Annotated in this window: 17 protein-coding genes; 13 read left to right on the plus strand and 4 right to left on the minus strand. The window is 65.3% G+C overall.

Annotated elements, in window-relative coordinates:
• Window positions 1-6 precede the first annotated feature (6 nt).
• The 10 genes from ACQCSV_RS02760 to ACQCSV_RS02805 all read left to right on the plus strand — a co-directional run bounded on the left by ACQCSV_RS02760 (window position 7) and on the right by ACQCSV_RS02805 (window position 11217).
• Window positions 7-1434, plus strand: a complete 1428-nt coding sequence (locus tag ACQCSV_RS02760) for a GntP family transporter (RefSeq protein WP_354156197.1) — start codon at window positions 7-9, stop codon at window positions 1432-1434.
• Window positions 1434-2285, plus strand: a complete 852-nt coding sequence (locus ACQCSV_RS02765; protein ID WP_354156196.1) for a class II fructose-bisphosphate aldolase — start codon at window positions 1434-1436, stop codon at window positions 2283-2285. The genes ACQCSV_RS02760 and ACQCSV_RS02765 overlap by 1 nt, the downstream gene beginning before the upstream one ends.
• A gap of 37 nt (window positions 2286-2322) precedes the next feature.
• Window positions 2323-2727 (plus strand): DUF1304 domain-containing protein, encoded by a 405-nt coding sequence (locus ACQCSV_RS02770; RefSeq protein ID WP_354156195.1) that lies wholly within the window; start codon window positions 2323-2325, stop codon window positions 2725-2727.
• A 77-nt stretch (window positions 2728-2804) separates the two neighbouring features.
• Entirely contained in the window at window positions 2805-4169 is a 1365-nt protein-coding gene (locus ACQCSV_RS02775; RefSeq protein ID WP_426939125.1) for an acyltransferase family protein, read from the plus strand.
• Window positions 4166-4498: a GNAT family N-acetyltransferase gene (locus tag ACQCSV_RS02780; RefSeq protein ID WP_354156194.1), complete on the plus strand. Its 333-nt coding sequence runs from the start codon at window positions 4166-4168 to the stop codon at window positions 4496-4498. Before ACQCSV_RS02775 ends, ACQCSV_RS02780 begins: the two co-directional genes overlap by 4 nt.
• 331 nt (window positions 4499-4829) lie before the next feature.
• The gene (locus ACQCSV_RS02785; RefSeq protein WP_354156193.1) at window positions 4830-6446 is read left to right on the plus strand and encodes an aspartate aminotransferase family protein; all 1617 of its coding nucleotides are present in this window, start codon (window positions 4830-4832) and stop codon (window positions 6444-6446) included.
• Entirely contained in the window at window positions 6443-7825 is a 1383-nt protein-coding gene (locus tag ACQCSV_RS02790) for a lysine N(6)-hydroxylase/L-ornithine N(5)-oxygenase family protein (RefSeq protein ID WP_354156192.1), read from the plus strand. The genes ACQCSV_RS02785 and ACQCSV_RS02790 overlap by 4 nt, the downstream gene beginning before the upstream one ends.
• Window positions 7822-8415, plus strand: coding sequence for a GNAT family N-acetyltransferase (locus tag ACQCSV_RS02795; protein ID WP_426939126.1), 594 nt, complete (start codon window positions 7822-7824; stop codon window positions 8413-8415). Before ACQCSV_RS02790 ends, ACQCSV_RS02795 begins: the two co-directional genes overlap by 4 nt.
• Window positions 8412-10286 carry an IucA/IucC family protein gene (locus tag ACQCSV_RS02800; protein WP_426939127.1) on the plus strand — a complete coding sequence of 625 codons (1875 nt, stop codon included), beginning with the start codon at window positions 8412-8414 and terminating at the stop codon, window positions 10284-10286. Before ACQCSV_RS02795 ends, ACQCSV_RS02800 begins: the two co-directional genes overlap by 4 nt.
• A 163-nt stretch (window positions 10287-10449) precedes the next feature.
• A complete protein-coding gene (locus ACQCSV_RS02805) occupies window positions 10450-11217 on the plus strand; it encodes an SDR family NAD(P)-dependent oxidoreductase (RefSeq protein ID WP_426939128.1) in 768 nt (255 codons plus the stop codon).
• Here ACQCSV_RS02805 and ACQCSV_RS02810 read toward each other — a convergent pair.
• Together ACQCSV_RS02810 and ACQCSV_RS02815 are read right to left on the minus strand one after the other, a co-directional pair.
• Window positions 11183-12250 (minus strand): FUSC family protein, encoded by a 1068-nt coding sequence (locus ACQCSV_RS02810; protein WP_426939513.1) that lies wholly within the window; start codon window positions 12248-12250, stop codon window positions 11183-11185. The two genes, ACQCSV_RS02805 and ACQCSV_RS02810, sit on opposite strands and share 35 nt — an antisense overlap.
• A 274-nt stretch (window positions 12251-12524) precedes the next feature.
• The gene (locus ACQCSV_RS02815; protein WP_354156189.1) at window positions 12525-14150 is read right to left on the minus strand and encodes an MFS transporter; all 1626 of its coding nucleotides are present in this window, start codon (window positions 14148-14150) and stop codon (window positions 12525-12527) included.
• 490 nt (window positions 14151-14640) lie between these two features.
• Here ACQCSV_RS02815 and ACQCSV_RS02820 point away from each other — a divergent pair, with 490 nt between their 5' ends.
• Both ACQCSV_RS02820 and ACQCSV_RS02825 read left to right on the plus strand, forming a co-directional pair.
• Complete coding sequence (locus tag ACQCSV_RS02820) at window positions 14641-14853, plus strand: hypothetical protein (protein ID WP_354156188.1); 213 nt, start codon at window positions 14641-14643, stop codon at window positions 14851-14853.
• A gap of 71 nt (window positions 14854-14924) precedes the next feature.
• A complete protein-coding gene (locus ACQCSV_RS02825) occupies window positions 14925-15185 on the plus strand; it encodes a hypothetical protein (protein ID WP_354155428.1) in 261 nt (86 codons plus the stop codon).
• 159 nt (window positions 15186-15344) lie between these two features.
• On the opposite strand, the gene ACQCSV_RS02830 is transcribed toward ACQCSV_RS02825, so the two are convergent.
• Window positions 15345-17780 carry an ATP-dependent DNA ligase gene (locus ACQCSV_RS02830; protein ID WP_354155427.1) on the minus strand — a complete coding sequence of 812 codons (2436 nt, stop codon included), beginning with the start codon at window positions 17778-17780 and terminating at the stop codon, window positions 15345-15347.
• Between the two features lie 40 nt (window positions 17781-17820).
• Here ACQCSV_RS02830 and ACQCSV_RS02835 point away from each other — a divergent pair, with 40 nt between their 5' ends.
• Complete coding sequence (locus tag ACQCSV_RS02835) at window positions 17821-18882, plus strand: Ku protein (RefSeq protein ID WP_426939129.1); 1062 nt, start codon at window positions 17821-17823, stop codon at window positions 18880-18882.
• Between the two features lie 42 nt (window positions 18883-18924).
• Here the strand turns inward: ACQCSV_RS02835 and ACQCSV_RS02840 are convergent, their stop codons facing one another.
• Window positions 18925-19191 (minus strand): DUF7218 family protein, encoded by a 267-nt coding sequence (locus tag ACQCSV_RS02840; RefSeq protein ID WP_354155425.1) that lies wholly within the window; start codon window positions 19189-19191, stop codon window positions 18925-18927.
• Between the last annotated feature and the right edge of the window lie 220 nt (window positions 19192-19411).

The raw sequence follows: 19411 nt of genomic DNA on the forward strand, positions 1-19411 counted from the left end.
CACACCATGAGCGCTCTCGCTCTCCTGGCCATTGCAGCAGCAGGCGTCGCCCTGCTGCTCGTGGCAGTCATCAAGTTCAAGATCCCCGCCTTCCTGGCCCTGCTGGTGGTCAGCGTGGGAGTGGCACTCACCGCCGGAATCCCGCTGGCCGACGTCGTCAAGACCGTCACAGAAGGCATGGGCGGCACACTCGGCAACGTGGCCATCCTCGTCGGCCTCGGCGCCATGCTCGGCAAGATGATCGAAATCTCGGGCGGGGCCCAGGCCCTGGCCGGTAAGTTCACCCAACTGCTGGGGCCGCGCCGTGTCATCGCCGCGCTCACCTCGGCCGCCTTCCTACTGGCCATCCCCGTGTTCTTCGATGTCGGATTCATCATTCTGATCCCGATCATCTACGGCTTCGCCAAGGCTGCCGGCGTTAACCCGGTCAAGATCGGCCTGCCGGTCGGCGCGATCATGCTCGCCATCCACGTTGTGGTCCCGCCGCACCCGGGCGTGGTGGGCGGCGCCGGAATCCTCGGCGCGGACATCGGATGGACCACCATCATCGGTCTGTCCCTCTGCATCCCCGTCGGCGTCGTCGGTTACTTCGTTGCCCGCCGGCTGAACCGCCGCGACTTCACCATGCTTCCCTCCACCGCGGCGCAGTTCCGGCTCTTTGGTACGGGGAAATCCGAGGTCGAACAGGACGCAAACGAAGGCGGGTCCGACGTCGCCGTCAAGACCCGCGTCGCGCCGGTCAAGACCGCTCCGAGCCCGGCCATGATCATCTCCCTCATCGTCCTGCCGATCCTGATGATCATGGTGGGAACCCTCGGCGCCGTTATCCTGCCCAAGGGCACCCCTGCTGCAGACGTTGCCGGCTTCGTCGGTGCGCCACTCATCGCCCTGCTGACCACCTTGGGACTCGCCTACTACTTCCTGGGCATCCGCCGCGGCTGGAGTTCACAGCAGACCGGTGAAGTCATGGACTCCGCCCTGGCCCCCACGGCCATCGTGATCCTCGTAACCGGCGCCGGCGGTGTCTTCGGCAAGGTCCTGACCGTCTCCGGAATCGGCAAGGCGCTGGCCGAGGGCCTGCACACAGTCGGCCTCCCGGTCATCCTGATGGCCTTCGTCCTGGCGGCAATCCTTCGGGCGTCGCAGGGCTCGGCCACGGTTGCCATCATCACCACCGCCGGCCTGCTGAGCGCTTCAGTTGCCGACGGCGGCTACTCGCCGGTGCAGACCGCGCTCATCCTGGTAGCGATCGGCTTCGGCGCCTTCGGCCTCAGCCACGTCAACGATTCAGGCTTCTGGATCGTCACGCGTTTCCTGGGCCTGTCCGTCGCAGACGGACTGCGGACCTGGACGGTGCTCACCACCATCCTTGGCCTGGCAGGCTTCGCCCTGACGTTCCTGGTATGGATCCTGGCCGGCGGCCTGAGCGTCTGATGCGCACCCGACTCGACCAGCTGGTCACGCAAGCCCTCCAGCAGGGCTCGGCCGTTCCCGCCTTCACCTGCTACGACTTCACCACGGCGCTTGCCGTTGTGGGCGCGGCCGAGGACGCTGGCCGCGGGATCATCCTGCTGGTGGCCCCCAAGACGGCTGCCACGGCGAACGGACTGCGGCTGATCGCCGCGCTCCGTGGCCTGGCAGACGCCGCGTTCGTTCCGGTGGCGGTCCAGCTTGATCACGCGACGGACCTCAAGGTGATGGCCGACGCCGTCGCCGCGGGGGCGGATTCTGTCCTCGCGGACGGTTCCTCCTTGCCGTATGAGGAGAACATTGCGCTGGTCCGTCAGGCACGCGCTGTGCTGGGTGCCGACGTCGTGCTTGAAGCCGAACTCGGCGGCCTGGCCGGCGACGAGGACCGGGCCTTCGGCGCGGATGAAGCCGGTGTGGCAGTGGCCGGCCTGACGGATTCCGCGCAGGTGGAGGATTTTGTGGCCCGGACCGGCGCGGAACTGCTGGCTGTTGCGGTGGGGAACGTCCACGGCAAGTACGAGGGCGAGCCGCAGCTGCGCTGGGATGTCCTTCAGGACATTGCCGTGCGGACGCACCTTCCCCTGGTGCTCCACGGCGCGTCCGGCATTCCGGCGGGGGAGCTGGTCAAGGCCGCCGCGATGAACGTGGGCAAGGTGAACTTCAATACCGAGCTCCGTACGGGAGTGCTGTCCTCACTCCAGGAACAGCTGCCCGCGCACCGTGCCGACGGCGAGAATCTCCAGGGCCTGCTGGGCCACTGGAACACCACGGCCAGGGAGTTCGCCACGTCCGCACTGGGCATGCTCACCCGGTGACGCCCTTTTGAGTTTTTGGGGAGGCTAGGATCAGCACATGATCCTGGCCTCCCTTCTTTTTGCGTTCATCGCCGCCGCGCTGCACGTGTACATCTTCACCATGGAGTCCCTCACGTGGACCACCCCGGCCACCTGGAAACGTTTCGGCCTCGCCTCCCAGGCCGACGCCGAGACCACCAAGGCACTCGCCTACAACCAGGGCTTCTATAACCTGTTCCTGGCCATCGGCGCGTTCATCGGAGTGGGCTGCGTGGCGTTTGGCCCGGACGCCTCGGCGCAGCACGTGGTCGGCTGGACGCTGATCTTCAGCTGCTGCGGCTCGATGCTGCTGGCCGCCGCAGTGCTGGCACTCAGCGGGAAAAAGTACCTCCGCGCCGCGGTGCTGCAAGGCACGACGCCGTTGCTCGCCGTCGTGCTTGGGTTGCTGGCCGTTGCGGGCTGACTGGCGTTGCTGGCCGGAAGCGCATCGCGGGCGGACAATTTAGTCAACAGCAGCATCGGCGCATGTAGGGACTGCACGTGAGTGGTCTGAAGGAGCCGGGGCCGGCCCCGCAGGGTGAACAGGCGGCCCAGCGCGACCTGGTGATCGACCTTGTCCGGTTCTTCTGCCTGGCCCTGGTGGTGGTGGGCCACTGCATGATGGTCAGCCCCGTCCTGCGAAGGGACGGCACCGTGACCTCCGAAAACACCCTCGGCGATCAGCCGTGGTTCGTGCCCGTCATCTGGATCTCTATGGTCATGCCGCTGTTCTTCCTGACCGGCGGCACCACCGGGCTGCAGTCCTGGCAGCGGCTGCAGGCCCTTGGCGGCACCGGCTTCGAATTTGCCCAGGCACGGCTCCTGCGGCTGGTCCGTCCGGCGGCGGCCCTCCTGGCGGTGATGTTCCTGGGCCTTTCGGCGGCGCTTCTGTTCGGTGTGGACGCCCAGGTGGTCCAGCTGATGGCCACCGGGGCCGGTATGCCCCTGTGGTTCCTTGCCGCCTACCTGGCAGCCCAGCTGAACATTCCGCTCCTGGCGCGGTTCCACAGCCGCGCGCCCTGGCTGACTGTTGCCGTCCTGGCTGCCCTGGTAGTAGCCGTCGACTGCTTACGCGGGGCCCTCCCCATGCTCGCCTACGCGAATCTTGTCTTCCTGTGGTGCGCGGTGCAGCAGCTCGGCTTCCTGATGGCTGACGGACATCTCGCCAGGCTCACCCGCTCCGGCCTGGTGGGGCTCATCCTGGCAGCCAACCTGCTGCTCGGGCTGGTCACCGGCCTGGGCCTCTACTCCGGAAACATGCTGGTCAACCTCAACCCGCCCAACCTTTGCCTGCTGCTATTGGGCGTGTCCCAGGCCGCCGCTCTCCAGCTTTTCCGCCCGGGGCTCAGCTGGGTTTCCGGCTTGGGCTGGGTCCGCGCGGTGGTCATGGTCGCCGGCCGCCGCTCCATGACTGTCTACCTCTGGCACCTGCCGCTGCTCGTGGCCATGTCCGGGCTACTGCTCCTTACCGACTTCCCCAAGCCCGTGGCAGGCACAGCTGAATGGTGGTGGGCCAGACCCCTCGTCCTTCTTGGCGTTGTGGCCCTCCTGCTCCCGGTGCTGGGCGCGTTCGGTCGCCTTGAGGAACGTCCGACGGCGTCTGTCCACACCCGCGGCAGGCCCGCCGCCGCGGTGCTGGCTGCCGCCGTCGTCGTCTTCATACCGGTGGGGCACGCTGCCCTCAACGGCCTGACGCTCGGCCTGCTCGGAGGTGGCGCAGCGTGCTTTGTGTTGGCCGTGCTGCTGCTGGGCAGGATGCCGGAACGCGTCCCCGGCGATGTCCGTGCCGAACTGGCCGCCCACAACGGACGGCAGCCTGATGGGCCATTGCCAGCCGGGCCAAGTAGTGCCAATGTCGAACCATGACTGAGAACATGATTTCCACAGAGGACAAGTTCAGCCCGGACGTCTCGTTGTCCAGGGATGACGAGCATCACCGCTACGAGCTGCGGGTGGGCGGGAAGGTCGCCGTCCAGTCCTTCTTCCGGGACCTGCCCGGACACGTGGATTTCCTCCACACCGACACAGCCGAGGACTTCAAGGGGCAGGGGCTGGGCAAGGTGCTGGCGCACTTCGCGCTCGACGACGTTGTGGCTTCGGGTAAGCGGATCATTCCGCATTGCCCGTTCATTGCCAGTTACCTCCGTGCCCATGAGGGGGGCTACGAACAGCACATCGACTGGCCGGACAACTAGCGCGAGCGGTCACTTAAGCCCCCTCCCGCTGGCGCGAACGGTCACTTAAGCCCCCTCGAACTAGCGCGAACGGTCATTTAAGCCCCTGAAAGCTCCCGCAGGAGGGCCTCAAGTGTCCGTTCGCGCGGAGTATCTTGCCCCCGATTTGCGACCGGGGCCAGTCAATGACGCGCCCCCGCCCGTAGAACACCCGTATTCCCGCAACTAGAGATAATAAGTCACTAAAGTTTGACGAAAAGGGTTACCTAAGTAAGGCTTACCTTGCTAAACCCTCAACGTCGAACTAAGGATGACCATTGTGCCGCTGCTGCCCCGTGTTGATGAGATGTACATGGATGAAAATCGGGTGAGCGAAACCTTGCCCGGACAGGATTTCGGTTCCCGGGTGGAGCTGGCCCTCGCTGCCACCAACCATCTGTTCAACACCAGGAACTCCACCCGGTACGTGGCGCAGGTGCTGCAGGGCGTCAACGCCGTGGCCACCAAACTGGACCGGACCACCCGGCCGTTCACCGGCGTCGGGCCTGCCGAAATGAAGGCGCGCATCGGCGCCGTGGACCTGGACCAGCCGCTCCCGGACACAGCCGCGGCCCTGGAAGAGCTGGAGACCGTATACCTCCGGGACGCCATCTACTTCCACGACGCGAAGTACGCAGCCCACCTGAACTGCCCGGTGGTGATCCCGGCACTGGTGGGGGAGGCCATCCTGTCCGCGGTGAACTCCTCGATGGACACCTGGGACCAGAGCGCCGGGGCCACCATGATCGAGCGCCGGCTCATCGACTGGACCGCCGAACGCCTGCAGCTGGGGGCTGCAGCTGATGGCGTATTCACCTCCGGCGGCAGCCAGTCCAACCTGCAGGCACTTCTGATTGCGCGCAACCACGCCGTTGCCGGGCTGCGGCAGGAGCCGGCCAACGCCGGACTCCGGCTGCCCGCCATGCTGGAAAAGCTGCGCATTTTCACGTCCGCGGACAGCCATTTCAGCATCCAGAAGTCCGCGTCCATGCTGGGCATGGGCTTCGACGCCGTGATCTCCGTCCCGTGCGCCGATGACCATAGGATGGACCCTGCCGCGCTCGCCGAGGCCATTGCGGAAACGCACGACGCCGGGCTGGTGCCGATGGCGGTTGTGGCCACCGCCGGGACAACCGACTTCGGTGCAGTGGACCCGCTCGCGGACCTCGCCGCCCTGGCCCGCGCCTACGGTGCCTGGTTCCACGTTGATGCGGCTTACGGCGGCGGGCTGATGGTTTCCGGCCGCTACCGCCACCTGCTGGAGGGGGCCCGCCTGGCAGACTCCGTCACCGTGGACTTCCACAAAACGTTCTTCCAGCCCGTCAGCTCCAGCGCCTTGCTGGTCCGTGACCGCGCCATGCTCCAGCACGTCACGTACTATGCGGACTACCTGAACCCGGAAAGCGCTGCCCTGGCCGAGGTCCCCAACCAGGTGGACAAGAGCATCCAGACCACCCGGCGCTTTGACGCGCTCAAACTGTGGCTGACCCTGCGCATCATGGGAGCGGATGCCATCGGCGCCCTGTTTGATGAGGCGATCGATCTCGCAGCCCGCGTGGGATCAGTGCTGGCTGCCGACGACGACTTTGAGCTCGCCGCCGCTCCGCAGCTCAGCACGCTGGTGTTCCGGTACCGGCCCGGGGTCTCCGGTTCTGAACTCACGGGCGCCGTGTCCGACGCTCACGGACGGCTTTCCGAGGATGCGGCCGATACCCTCAACCCGGCCATCCGCGCGGCGGTCTTCGCGTCCGGGCAGGCGGTGGTGGCCGGCACCAAGGTGGCCGGCAGGCACTACCTGAAGTTCACCCTCCTCAACGCCGAAGCAACCCTGGGGGACATCGGCTCGATCATCGAGCTGCTGCGCCGCACCGGCGCGCAGCTGCTGGCCAGCGACAGTGCCAGCCCCAGCACCAGCGAGGTGTCCGCATGAGCATCCCGGACTGTGGCAGTTCTGCAGACACGCGCATTTTCGACCTCGCCGGGATCGGCGTCGGGCCCTTCAACCTGGGCCTCGCCGCCCTCAGCGAGCCGGTGGACGGGCTGGATGGCGTCTTCCTGGAGCAACGGGAATCCTTCGACTGGCACCCCGGCATGATGCTGGAGCCTGCCCACCTCCAGGTGCCGTTCATGGCGGACCTGGTGACACTGGCAGACCCCACCTCGCCGTATTCGTTCCTGAATTTCCTCAAGCAGACCGGCAGGCTCTACCGCTTTTACATCCGCGAAAACTTCTATCCGCTGCGCGCCGAATACAACCAGTACTGCCACTGGGTGGCCGGCCAGCTGCGCTCGGTCCGTTTTAGCACAGCTGTGCTGGATATAACGTACGACGCCGGCGTGTACCGCCTTTCGGTGGAAGGCCCGGAAGGGCCCGAGGTGCTGCTGGCCCGGCGGCTGGTGCTGGGCACCGGCACGTCGCCCTACGTGCCGGCATCCTGTGACGGAATAGTCGACGCGGCCGCTGATGGGGGCGGGGGACTTGTCCTCCACAACGCGGACTACCTGTTGAGGAAGAGTGAGCTGCAGGCCAAACGGAGCATCACCCTCGTGGGCAGCGGCCAGAGCGCCGCGGAGATCTACTACGACCTCCTGCAGGACATCGACACCTACGGCTACCAGCTGAACTGGGTCACCCGGTCGGGGCGATTCTTCCCGCTGGAGTACACCAAGCTCACCCTGGAGATGACCTCGCCGGAGTACGTGGACTACTTCCATGGGCTGCCCCAGGACCAGCGCGACGGACTGATCAAGAGCCAGAAGAACCTTTACAAAGGCATTAACTCCGAGCTGATCGATGCCATCTACGACCTCCTGTACACCAAGAGCCTCTCCGGCATGGTGGACACCCAGCTCCTCACCCAGTCGTCGCTCACCGGCGCCGCCTGGGATCCCGCTGCCTGCGTCCACACGCTGCAGCTCCGGCACGAGGAACAGGGCGCTGATTACGTACTGGACAGCGAAGCAGTGGTCCTCGCCACCGGCTACACGTATCGGGAGCCGGACTTCCTGGCCGGCATCCAGGACCGGATTGCCAGGGACACTGCCGGCCGGTTCGCCGTGGCACGCAACTACAGCACCGGCGTCGAACCCGGCGAAATTTTCGTCCAGAACGCCGAGCTGCACACGCACGGCTTTGTCACCCCGGACCTCGGCATGGCCGCCTACCGCAACTCGTGCATCCTGCGCGAGATCACCGGCCGCGAGGTCTATCCAGTGGAGCGGAGCATCGCTTTCCAGCAGTTCGGGCCGCCGCAGCCAGGCCCGATCGCCGCGCCGGCTCCGATCCAGGCTGCGGAGGTGTCCGCATGAGCTTCACGTTCCGCTGTGTTGACGCCGTTGCCGACGCACCCCTCCTCCACAGCTGGGTGACCCAGCCGTACGCGTCGTTCTGGGGGATGCTGTCCTCCACAGTTGAAGGCGTGGTGGAGGAATACTCGAAGATCCAGGCAACGGGGCATCACCATGCCGTGCTGGGGATCAACGACGACGGCCTCCCCGCCTTCCTGATGGAGGAATACCTTCCGGCCGCCTCGCCGCTGGCCGCGGTCTATGCCGTGCAGGAGGGCGACATCGGCATGCACCTGCTGGTGGCGCCGCCGTCGGGAGATCCCCAACCGGGGTACACGGCCGCGGTGATGGACGCCGTGCTGAAGCGACTGTTCGAAAACGCAAGGGTGGAACGCGTGGTGGTGGAACCGGACGCCAGGAACTCTAAGATCCAGGTGCTCAACGAGCGGCTCGGCTTCCATCCGTCGGGGGTAGTCAACCTGCCGGACAAGGAAGCGCTGCTCAGCTTCTGCACACGCCAGGACTACCTCGCCGCCCACGCAGCCCTGCGCCACCCCCAAGACCCTTCCCATGACCTTTCCGCCCCGATCCACCAGGGAGCATCACTGTGACTACTATCGAACTGAACCCCGCCATCGCCGCAACGGCGGGAACCACCGCCAACACCGTTCCCCACCTCGCGCCCGAGCGCTGGGCTACGGCCAACCGGCATCTGGTCCGCAAGGCGCTCGCCGAATTCCTGCACGAACGCATCCTGGAGCCGCAGCGCCTGGGCTCCGGCGGGGGTGCCACAGGTGCGGAAGAGCCCGCGGTATACGCGGTGCGCAGCGACGACGGCTCAACCGCGTACTCGTTCACCGCACGCGTGCTGGAACTGGAGCATTGGTCGGTGGACGCAGGTTCCATCCGCTGCACGCGCGGCGGCGAGGACGCCGCCCCGGACGCGCTTTGCTTCATCACCGAGTTCAGGGGCACCCTGGGCATCCGCGAGGAGATGCTCCCGGTCTATTTGGAAGAGATCAGCAGCACGCTGGCCGGGCACTCCTACAAGCAGTGGCTGGGACAGCCATCCGCCGAAGAGCTCGTGGCAGGAGTCACCGGCGGCACCGACCCCGCAGCCGACTTCCAGGCCATCGAACGCAGCATGACGGAGGGCCACCCGTGTTTTGTGGCCAATAACGGCCGGCTGGGCTTCGGCGTCAGCGACTACCGGGCGTTCGCGCCGGAGACCGGAGCCTCCGTCAGCCTGGAGTGGATCGGAGTCCACCGCAGCCAGGCCGTCTTCACGTCCAGCGCCGGGCTGGACTACCGCGCCCACCTGGAGGCCGAGCTCGGCGCCGCCGCGCTGGAGTCGTTTGACGCTGAATTCGCAGCCCAGGGTGTGGACCCCGCGCAGTACTTCCTGATGCCGGTGCATCCCTGGCAGTGGGAGAACAAGCTCACCGTCACGTTCGCTGCCGAGATCGCCCAGCAGCACATCATCCACTTGGGGACGGGGGCTGACAGCTACCAGGCCCAGCAGTCCATCCGCACGTTCTTCAATACAGCCGCGCCCGCCAAGAGCTACGTCAAGACGGCGGTGTCCGTCCTGAACATGGGCTTTATGCGCGGACTCTCGCCCCAGTACATGAAGGCCACCCCGGCCATCAATGACTGGCTGCAGGACCTGATCCGGTCAGACGCAGCCCTGCAGAAGCGCGGCCTGGCCATGATCAGCGAGATCGCGGCGATCGGCTACCACAACAGCTACTACGAGGCCGCGTCCGCGAAAGGCTCGCCCTACGGGAAGATGCTGTCTGCGCTGTGGAGGGAAAGTCCGCTCCCTCTGCTGGAGGACGGCCAGCAGCTGGCCACCATGGCGTCGCTGCTGCACGTCGATTCGGCCGGCAATCCGATGGTGTCTGCCCTGATCGAGCGCTCAGGACTGGAGCCGGTCGAATGGCTGCGCCGCTACTTCGAGGCTTACCTCGTCCCGCTGGTCCACTGCCTCTACCGGTACGAACTCGCCTTTATGCCGCACGGCGAGAACGTGATCCTGGTGCTGAAGGACGGCGTCCCAGTGCGCGCGGTTATGAAGGACATCGCCGAGGAAGTTGTGGTGATGGGGCGCCGGCTGGACCTGCCCGCGGAGGTGTCACGGATCCAGGTGGACATTCCCGACACCGAAAAGGTCCTGGCGATCTTCACGGATGTGTTCGACTGCATCTTCCGTTTCCTCGGTGCCCTCCTGGTGGAGGACGGCAAACTCAGTGAAGAGGAGTTTTGGGGCACGGCCGCCCGGGCTATCCAGGACTACCAGGCGGAGAACCCGGAGCTCGCGGACCAGTTCGCCCGCCACGACCTGTTCGCCGCGGACTTCGAACTATCGTGCCTGAACCGGCTGCAGCTGCGGAACAACCAGCAGATGCTTGACCTCACCGACCCGTCCGGCGGGCTGCAGATGGCGGGCCGGCTCGCCAACCCCCTGGCAAGGTTCGCTTAGACCGAGGCTCAGCTTTTCGCCATGGACCGCGGGTAGCAGATGCTAGCCCGCCAGGGCGCCGCGTTGGCCCGGGTTCGCGAACTTGGCGGCTCGGAGGAGGCTATGCAGCCGGGCCAGGAGGAAAACGCGACGGAGTAAGGAATAGCACAGCTAGTCTGGGCATATGGAGACACCAAGAACAGCGCTCGTGACAGGTGCAACGGCAGGGCTGGGTGCGGAGTTCGCCCGCCAACTGGCGCAGGAAGGCCACCACATGGTGCTGGTGGCCCGTGATGCCGCCCGGCTCCAGCAGATCGCTGATGAACTGGAGCGTGATTACAGCGTCTCCGCTGAGGTGCTGCCCGCAGATCTGACGGACGACGCCGGCGTGGCCGCCGTCGTCGGGCGGCTCACGGACGCTGCGCGGCCAGTTGAAGTCCTGGTGAACAACGCGGGGATCGGGCTGTTGCATTCCTTCGAAAACAATTCCTTGGAAGACGAGAAAGGGCACCTGCGCCTGCACGTTGAGACGCCCATGGTGCTTTGCCATGCCGCCCTGCAGGGGATGTTGGAGCGGCATTCCGGCCGAATCATCAACGTGGCCAGCGTGGCGGCTTTTGCCAACCGCGGCAGCTACTCGGCTGCGAAAGCCTGGCAGGTCAGCTTCAGCCGCTGGGCCAACATTGCGTATGGACCGAGAGGCGTGCATGTCACGGCACTGTGCCCCGGATTTACGCACACCGAATTCCATGACCGCATGGGCATGGACAAATCGGTCGCGCCGCACTGGATGTGGCTGCGGGCGGATTGGGTGGTCCGGGACGGGTTGGCGGACAACGCCAGCGGGAAGGGCGTTTCGATTCCCAGCAAACGCTACAAACTGGTGGCGGCCATCTCGCGATTGCTGCCGGCGCGGCTTACGTCCGGGCCGCCGCGACGCCCGAAACAGTAGTCTTCCGCGGTGCGCGGACCGCAACCACCACCGCGATACCGATCACCGCGCCCACAAGGGTTTCCACCGCGCGTTCGGTGACCAGCAGGCCCGGGTCCGCGGGCGCAGCAAGCTGCGTCATGAGCAGGATCACCGGCGTGAAGAAGGCCATGGCCCAGCCGTAGTGCCGCGCCATGAACAGCTCGGTGGGGAACTGGAATGCGATCACCAGCAGCGCCAGCACGGCCGCGGTGTGGCCGGGGAAATATTGCAGCGGCGACAGCGGACCAGGGAAAAGGACGACGGCGACCAGCGCCAAACCGACGAACGTCCCCACGATGCGGTGGATCCCGCGGTGGACGCGGCTGGGCAGGTCGGCTCCGGCAAGCGGGACGGCGGCCGCGGCCATGGCCCAGTGCGGGTGGCCGCTGCCGCTCATCACTCCGCAGGCGCCGGCGGCGCCGACGGCCAGGACATAGCGGGCTGCGTGCACCAGCGCGGCCTGACGGATTTCGCCGCTGAGACGCGGAACGTCCCGCATGGCGCCCGCTTGCCACGTCCGAACCCGCAGCCAGCCGGCGAAGCCCACAAGGATTGAGAATGCAGCCGAGGCTGCACCGATCAGCACGGCCGTCAGGAACGGCACGTTGGTCGGAATTGAGGCGCAGGCGCCTAGTGCCAGGATGCCGAAGAACGGTCCGTTCGGCTTGAGCTGCACCTTGTCGGAGAACAGGGACCCGACGCCGGCCAGCACAGCCTCCACCAGCACCAGCCACCAGGAGTGGATGTAGTTGAGGGACAGGAATACGCCCACTGTGATGCCGCTGACCAGAACCACCGCCGCCTGGGCCTGGTGCTTGAGGCGAAGCTGATGAGATTCCGAACGCCCGTACATGCCGGTCAGGGCGCCGAATACCGCGTACATGGTGAGCTCGGGGCGGCCGATTGCCAGCAGGACCAGGGAGGGCACTGCCACGCTGAGGGCAACCCTTACGGCCGAGAGTCGGTCGTTGTTCGCCGGGCCCAGCGCGTGCAGGGTGCGGGCATGGGCCATGACTCTGCGCACAGCCAACACCACCTTTTCTTCAAGCCCTTGTTCGAAAATTAGCAGAAGCCCGGAATGGCCACCATTAGCTGGGTCACAGGGCGTCGCTTGGGCCGGGCGGGCGGGCCGGGCCGGGCCGGGCCGCCCGAGAGAGCAGTGCCAGGCACGGCTAAGGCCCGCCCTGCGTGCTTCCCCCAAGGAAGACGCGCGGGACGGGCCTTTGAGCGCGGGCTACAAGACGGCCCAGTCAGGCCGGTGTTGTGTGGTGCTTAGACCGTGTTGCTTAGACTCCGGCCGGGACCTTAGCGGCCGCGGCATCGGTGGCGTCCTGGGATTCGAACGGCATGTCATCCAGGTCGATCAGCGGGTTCTCGTCCTGGGTTGCTACCAGTTCCTTGGCTTCCGCCTGGGTGTCCACGCTGGGCATGGAGCCTGGCAGCGGACGCTGGGCCGATTCCTTCAGGAAGTAGATGGCCACAGCTCCGATGGCTGAGGTCGCCATCAGGTAGTACGCCGGCATCATGTCATCGCCGGTGGCCTTGATCAGGGCAGCGACGATAAACGGGGTGGTTCCACCGAAGATGGCAACGGCGAAGTTGTAGGCGATACCCATGGCGCTGTACCTGTTGGCTGTCGGGAACTGTGCGGGCAATGCCGAGGCGAGGTTCGCAACATAGAACGTGACCGGGAAGGCGATCAGCGAGAGGCCCGCAAGCGTGGACCACACCTCACCGACACCGATGAGGAGGAACGCCGGCGTGGCCAATACCACGGTGCTGATGGCGCCGATCCACAGCACGGGACGGCGGCCGATCCGGTCGGACAGCTTTCCGGTCAGGGGGATGCAGAGGCTCATGATGACCAGCACGGGGATGGTCAGCAGCGTTCCGTGGACGGGATCGTAGCCTTTGGACTCAGTGAGGTACGTCGGCATATAGGACGTCAAGGCGTAGCCGGCGGTGTTGGCAGCGGCGACAAGGACCATCGCGACGATGAGCGAGCGCCAATAGGCCTTGACGATGCCGACCGGTGACTTGGCGGCGTCCACGTCAGCGGCTGCTGCGGCCTGCCCTATGGATTCCTGGGCATCCAGGGTGGCCTGGAACTGAGGGGATTCCTCGATCTTGTTCCGGAAGTAGATGGCGATGAGGCCCAACGGCCCTGCAATCAGGAAGGGTATGCGCCAGCCCCATTCCTCCATGGCTGTCTGGCCAAGGGTCAGTTGCAGGACAGAAACAAGTGCCGCACCCAGGGCAAAGCCAAGGTAGCTGCCCATGTCCAGGAAGCTTGCAAAGAATCCACGGCGCTTATCCGGTGCGTATTCGCTGACGAACGTGGTGGCGCCTGCGTATTCACCGCCGGTGGAGAAGCCCTGTATGAGCTTCAGGACTACCAGCAGTACAGCGGCCCAGATGCCGATCTGCGCGTATCCGGGCAGGAGTCCGACGGCGAACGTGCTCGCAGCCATAATCATGAGTGTTGCGGCGAGTACCTTTTGGCGCCCGATCTTGTCGCCGAGCCAGCCGAACACGATGCCGCCGAGTGGACGGGCAATAAACGTGGCCGCGAACGTTCCAAGCAGGAACAGCGTCTGGACGGACTTGTCGGCCTCGGGAAGGAAGACGGGTCCCATGGTGGTGATCAGGTAGCCGAATACGCCGACGTCGAACCATTCCATGGTGTTACCCACGATGGTTCCGCCGAGCGCTTTCTTAAGCATGGGCTGGTTGACCACGTTCACGTCGGACTCTTTGAGTCGGCGACGCGTAAGGATCTTAGGTTTCCGCCCACTTGTTGGCGCGGTGGGTCGTGCGTTGTTGGGTCCTGCGCTGTCAGATGTTGCGTTGTTGGGTCGGCGGGCGTTGTTAACGCCTGCTGAAGAGTCGGTCGTGCTTCGGTCTGTGGGCATTTGGGCGACTCCTATGGAGGTCATTTGCTTGCGACTTGTAGCTGCCCCGCTCTGGGCAGGCTTTCAATTTTACGCGGATTCCATGGCAAATGAGAGTTTTGTACCGTAAAGTGCCCTCCTTAAAGAGGGTTTCCATCGGCATTCAGGGACTTCTTTTGGCTGGTCTCGCCCCGTCATTACTGGGATTTGGGCGGTTCAGGCCCATCGTTACAGAATCTTTTTGTTCACGACGCACTTTTTAGGCCATTTTTCCCCTGATTTGCGTGGGAAAGTGACGGCCGCCACGGCGATCCGGGCACCAGCCCAGACCGCAAGACGGCCCTACATACGGGCCGGAAACCGGGGGTTCACAACCCAGGCTGAAACTGCCTATTGTTGAGCCATGGGAACACTGATTTTTGAGTAGTCGGACGCCTGCGGCCTGGTACCACAGGCCCCGTCCAGCTGATCTCGTCAGACACACTGATTCTCCTCAGAAAGGTTCCACCACATGACTGAAAACAACACTCCCAGCCAGCCCGACCCCGCGCAGGACGACGCCGACACCAAGGGCATCCGGGCCGGGCTCACCGAAGCGCAGCGGGCCATGCTCGCCAGCAAATCCCGGGGCGCCGACGCCGGACTGCAGAGCGTCGGCAAGAGCCACAAGCCCACCCACGCCAGCGGCAAGCAGGGCCCGGCGGAGAAGAAGGTCCGCTGGTAATTCCAGCGCCCGGACAGCACGCCAGACCTACTATTGGTAACCACTTCATTTCATTGCGGAAGGAAGAAAAAATGGCTGAAAAACATGCTGGAGCAAAGATTGAGCCGGAGGTCGCGGGCCATCTCGCGGCAGCCATGGACACCCCGTCCATGCCTGACCCGGCCGCCATTGCGGTGACCGCGGCGATGGCTGGCGAACAGCAATGGCCGGACGGCAACGGAAAGCACCGGCACCCCAAAGAGCGGGATGCAGGCCACGGCCGCATGGGCCAGGAAGCTGCAGTCACGGCCGTGCACCGCACCGGCCGCCCGCAGATGCCGCACTCGTCCTAGGAACACCTGCGCAGCCGACGCGCATCTGACCTGACGACACAGAAAAGGCCTGGCGAGACCCAAATTCGGGCGTCGCCAGGCCTTTTCTGTGTCCCAGGAGATTTTGCGAGTCCTGGACGAATTTGCGCGTCGGCTGCTCAGCAGCACGAGGCCGCGCCGCTAGGCTTCCGGCAGCACTTCGTCGGCGGTTTTGTCCAGCCGCCAGCCCCGCCACACCGGATGCCTGAGCTTCCCGCTGCCTGTCCATTCCCCGAAAGTCACCTCGCCGACCAGCCGGGGCGTCACCCAATGGGCGTCCGAGGCATCCTCAATGGGAACGTCCTCGAACGGTGACGTCTTGCGGGCCAGATGGTCCACCTTCTGCCGCAGTCCCTCCAGTTCCCGGGTGCTGAACCCGCTGCCCACCCGGCCAACATAGCGCAACTTGTTGCCGTCGGGGATCCCCACGAGCAGCGACCCTACTGAGCTCTGCCGCCCGCCCTTGCCGGCCCGCCAGCCACCCACCACAACTTCCTGGGTCTGGTGCAGCTTGATCTTAATCCATGTCCGGGTCCGCCGCCCGCTGACGTAGCGGCTGTCGGTCCGCTTCGCCATGACACCCTCAAGCCCCAGCTCCTGCGCACTTTCCAGAATGTGCTCGATCCTTTCGTCCAGGATCGGAGACAGCTCCACCGGGCAGTCCGACGGCCGATAAAACTGCTCAAGGCGTTGCCGCCGCTTCACGAGCGGCAGCCGGCGAAGGTCCTCGCCACCGTCGGACAGCAGGTCAAAGAGCACCAGCCGGACCGGGATGTCTGCGCGGGCCTTGGTGACGTCGCCGGGCCGGGTCAGCTTCATGCGCCCCTGAAGCCGCCCGAAGTCGGGCTTCCCGGAAGGCCCGACGGCGATGATCTCACCGTCGGCAACAAACGGCCCCGCCGGCCAGCAGGACCGGTCCGTCAGCTCCGGGTAGGTTGCGGTGACGTCGATGCCGTTGCGGCTGAAGATCCGGACCTTCTTTTCGTCCGCGACCAGCAGGGCCCGCACGCCGTCCCACTTCAGTTCAAACTGCCAATCGCTGCCGTGAAGGTCGGCGGCGGTCCCGGACGTTGCCATCATGGGACTGAAATCCTCCGCCGGTTCATCCTCCACGTGGGCTCGCCGCGGATGGAATGTGTGGTGGTCCTTGTCCATCAGGTGGATGAGCCATTGCCCGTCAGTGTCCCTGCCCTGCCCGCGGCCGGTGTGGATGAGGGCGAACTTCCGGGTGCCGCCCAGGCCCCCGCCCTCGGCGCCGGTCAGGGTGGCGATGACCTCGCGGCCGTTGATCCATTTCTCCAGTTCATACGTGCCGTGGTCCCAGATGGTGACCTCGCCGGCGCCGTACTGGCCCTTGGGAATGGTGCCCTCAAAAGTGGCGTAGTCCAAGGGGTGGTCTTCGGTCTGGACGGCAAGGTGGTTCTTTTCGCCGGATGCCGGGACGCCCTTCGGCAGGGCCCACGACACCAGCACACCCTCGTGCTCCAGCCGGAAATCGAAGTGCAGCCTGCTCGCGTGGTGCTCCTGGATCACGAAGGTGTCCCCGTTTCCGGAGGTGCCGGAGAACGGCTCAGGCGTCCCATCCGGGTCCCGCATCGACCGGTACCGTTCCAGCCGGGCGTGCGCGCCGCCGTCGTCCGTCCCTTCGCCCGAAGGACCCAGGGAACGTGCGTCCCCCGTGTGCCCGGCACCGCTGGCGACGGCGGCGAACGGGTCCTTGCCCGCCTTGACCCGGCGCAGCACGGCTTTGTAGTCGAGGTGCTCGAGCTTGGGGGAGCCGATCTCCTGCCAGGTCCGCGGGGTAGCCACGGTGGGGGTGAGGCGGCCGCGCAGGGAGTACGGCACGATGGTGGTTTTGGCGGCGCTGTTCTGGCTCCAGTCCACCAGTACTTTGCCTTTGCGCAGCGTCTTTTTCATGTCGCTGACGGCGAGATTCGGGTGGTCCGCTTCCAGAGCGCGGGCCAGTTCGTGGGCAAAGTCCGAGATCTGATCGGAGGTCTGCGTGCCGTCAAGGCCGGCGTAGAGGTGGATGCCCTTGCTGCCGCTGGTCACCGGCACGGGTTCCAGGCCCACGTCCTGCAGGATGGCGCGGGCCAGCTTGGCAACCTCGGCGCATTCCTCAAGCCCTGCGCCGTCGCCGGGATCGAGGTCAAGGACCAGGCGGTCCGGGTGGAGCTGCTTGCCGTGCGAGTCCACCTGCCACTGGGGGACGTGGATTTCCAGCGAATTGATTTGGCCGAACCAGGTGAGCGTGGCGGGATCGTTCACCATCGGGTAGTAGATGGTCCGGTCCTTGTGTGTGATGGCGGCGCGGGGGAGCCAGCCGGGCGCTGAATCCTCCAGGTTCTTTTGGAAGAACACCTCGCCGGGCTGTCCGGGGGAGCCCACGCCGTTGACCCACCGCTTGCGGGTGGCGGGCCTGTTGGCCGCTGCGGGGATCAGGACATGGGCCACGGCGGCGTAGTAGGCCAGGACGTCGGCCTTGGTGGTGCCGGTCTCCGGGTAGATGATTTTGTCCAGGTTGGTGAGGGTCAGTTCCCGGCCTGCCACCCTGACACGCTCTTTAGGGCCGGCCATGGGTCTTCACCTCCGGCCCCACGTGATGTTCACTTGAGGGATGAGAGCCATCTGGAAGGGTGCCATCGCGTTTGGCCTGGTGAACGTGCCCGTGAAGGTCTACAGCGCCACCGAGGACCACGACATCAGCCTCCACCAGGTCCACAATGCCGACGGCGGCCGGATCCGGTACCAGCGCCGCTGCGAGTTGTGCAGCAAGATCATCGACTATTCGGACATTGACAAGGCCTTTGAGGACGACGGCCGCACGGTGGTCCTGTCCAAGGATGAACTCAAATCCATCCCGGCGGAGAACAGCCACGAGATCGAGGTGGTCCAGTTTGTTCCGTCCGAGCAGCTCGAACCCATGATGTTCGAGAAGAGCTATTACCTGGAGCCGGATTCCAAGTCTCCCAAGGCCTATGTGCTGCTGCGACGGGCGCTTGAGGATACGGACCGCGTGGCCATCGTCCAGTTCGCCCTGCGCGAGAAGACCAGACTGGGGGCGCTGCGCATCAAGGGCGACGTGCTGGTCCTGCAGTCCCTGCTGTGGCCCGACGAGGTCCGGGAGGCCAGCTTCCCGGCCCTGGACACGTCCATCCGGATTTCGGCACAGGAACGCGAAATGTCCGCTGCCCTCGTGGAGTCCATGGCCGCCGATTTCGAACCCGGGCACTTCACCGATGACTACCAGGTGCAGCTCCGGAAGCTCATCGAGGCCAAGCTGGAGAAGGGTGATTCGCTCGATACTGACGAAACATTCGGCGCAGAAGCGGGTGAGGGCGGCAACGGCGAGGTCATCGACCTGATGGAGGCGCTGAAGCGCAGCCTGGAGCGGAAACGCGGCGGCGGGAAGGCTGCCGCGTCTGCGGATGCGGGCTCCGGGGGTACGGCCTCCGGAGACGGGGACGACGACGACACGGAAGCGAGTGCCAACAGTTCCGGCGCGAAGGCTCCCGCCAAGGCCGGTGCCAAGACTGCAAGTACGAGGACTGCTCCCGCGAAGTCCTCCGGAACTAAGTCCTCCGGAACTAAGTCCTCCGGAACCAAAGCCACCGCCGCGAAGCCTGCCGCGAAGCTTGCGGCGAAGCCTGCCACAGCGCGGGCGCGAAAGGGTGCTTAGAGCAGTCCGCGAACAGTCTGTGGTGGTGGGGATGGCCGCCGCCTAAGAGTTCCGCAGGGCGGAGATAAGCTCGCTCTTCTTTTTGGCTGAGTAACCAGCGAGGCCTATCTCCTTGGCTTTGGCCTTTAGCTGCGGGACGGTCCAGTCGTCGTAATCGCCGGCTTTCCCACCCTTGCGTCCTACCGCTGAGCGGCCTTTGTTGGCGGCCGCGTTCGAGATGCGGGCGGCCTTCTGCTTGGACGCGCCGTCGTCCCGCAGTTCCTCATAGAGTTCAGGATCTTTCAGGCTCGGGTTCTTCTTGCCGGGCATGTGGTCCTCCTTCGCCGGGTCCGGGATGAGCACCGTATTGGCTGGTCAGGCTTCCACGCTAATTCCGGGACTCTGGAAACACAAGGAAGCAGTAAGGTTGCTTGCTTCCGTGTTGGTCCTTTAGCTCCAGGCGCTTTACAGCCCGCCCTGCTGCGGCCACAATGGGTCGCATTACAGCCCTGTGGAACAGCCTGCTATCACTTGAAGCCTGTCAAGGGAA

This window comes from Pseudarthrobacter sp. S3, assembly GCF_050156905.1.
Taxonomy (GTDB): domain Bacteria; phylum Actinomycetota; class Actinomycetes; order Actinomycetales; family Micrococcaceae; genus Arthrobacter.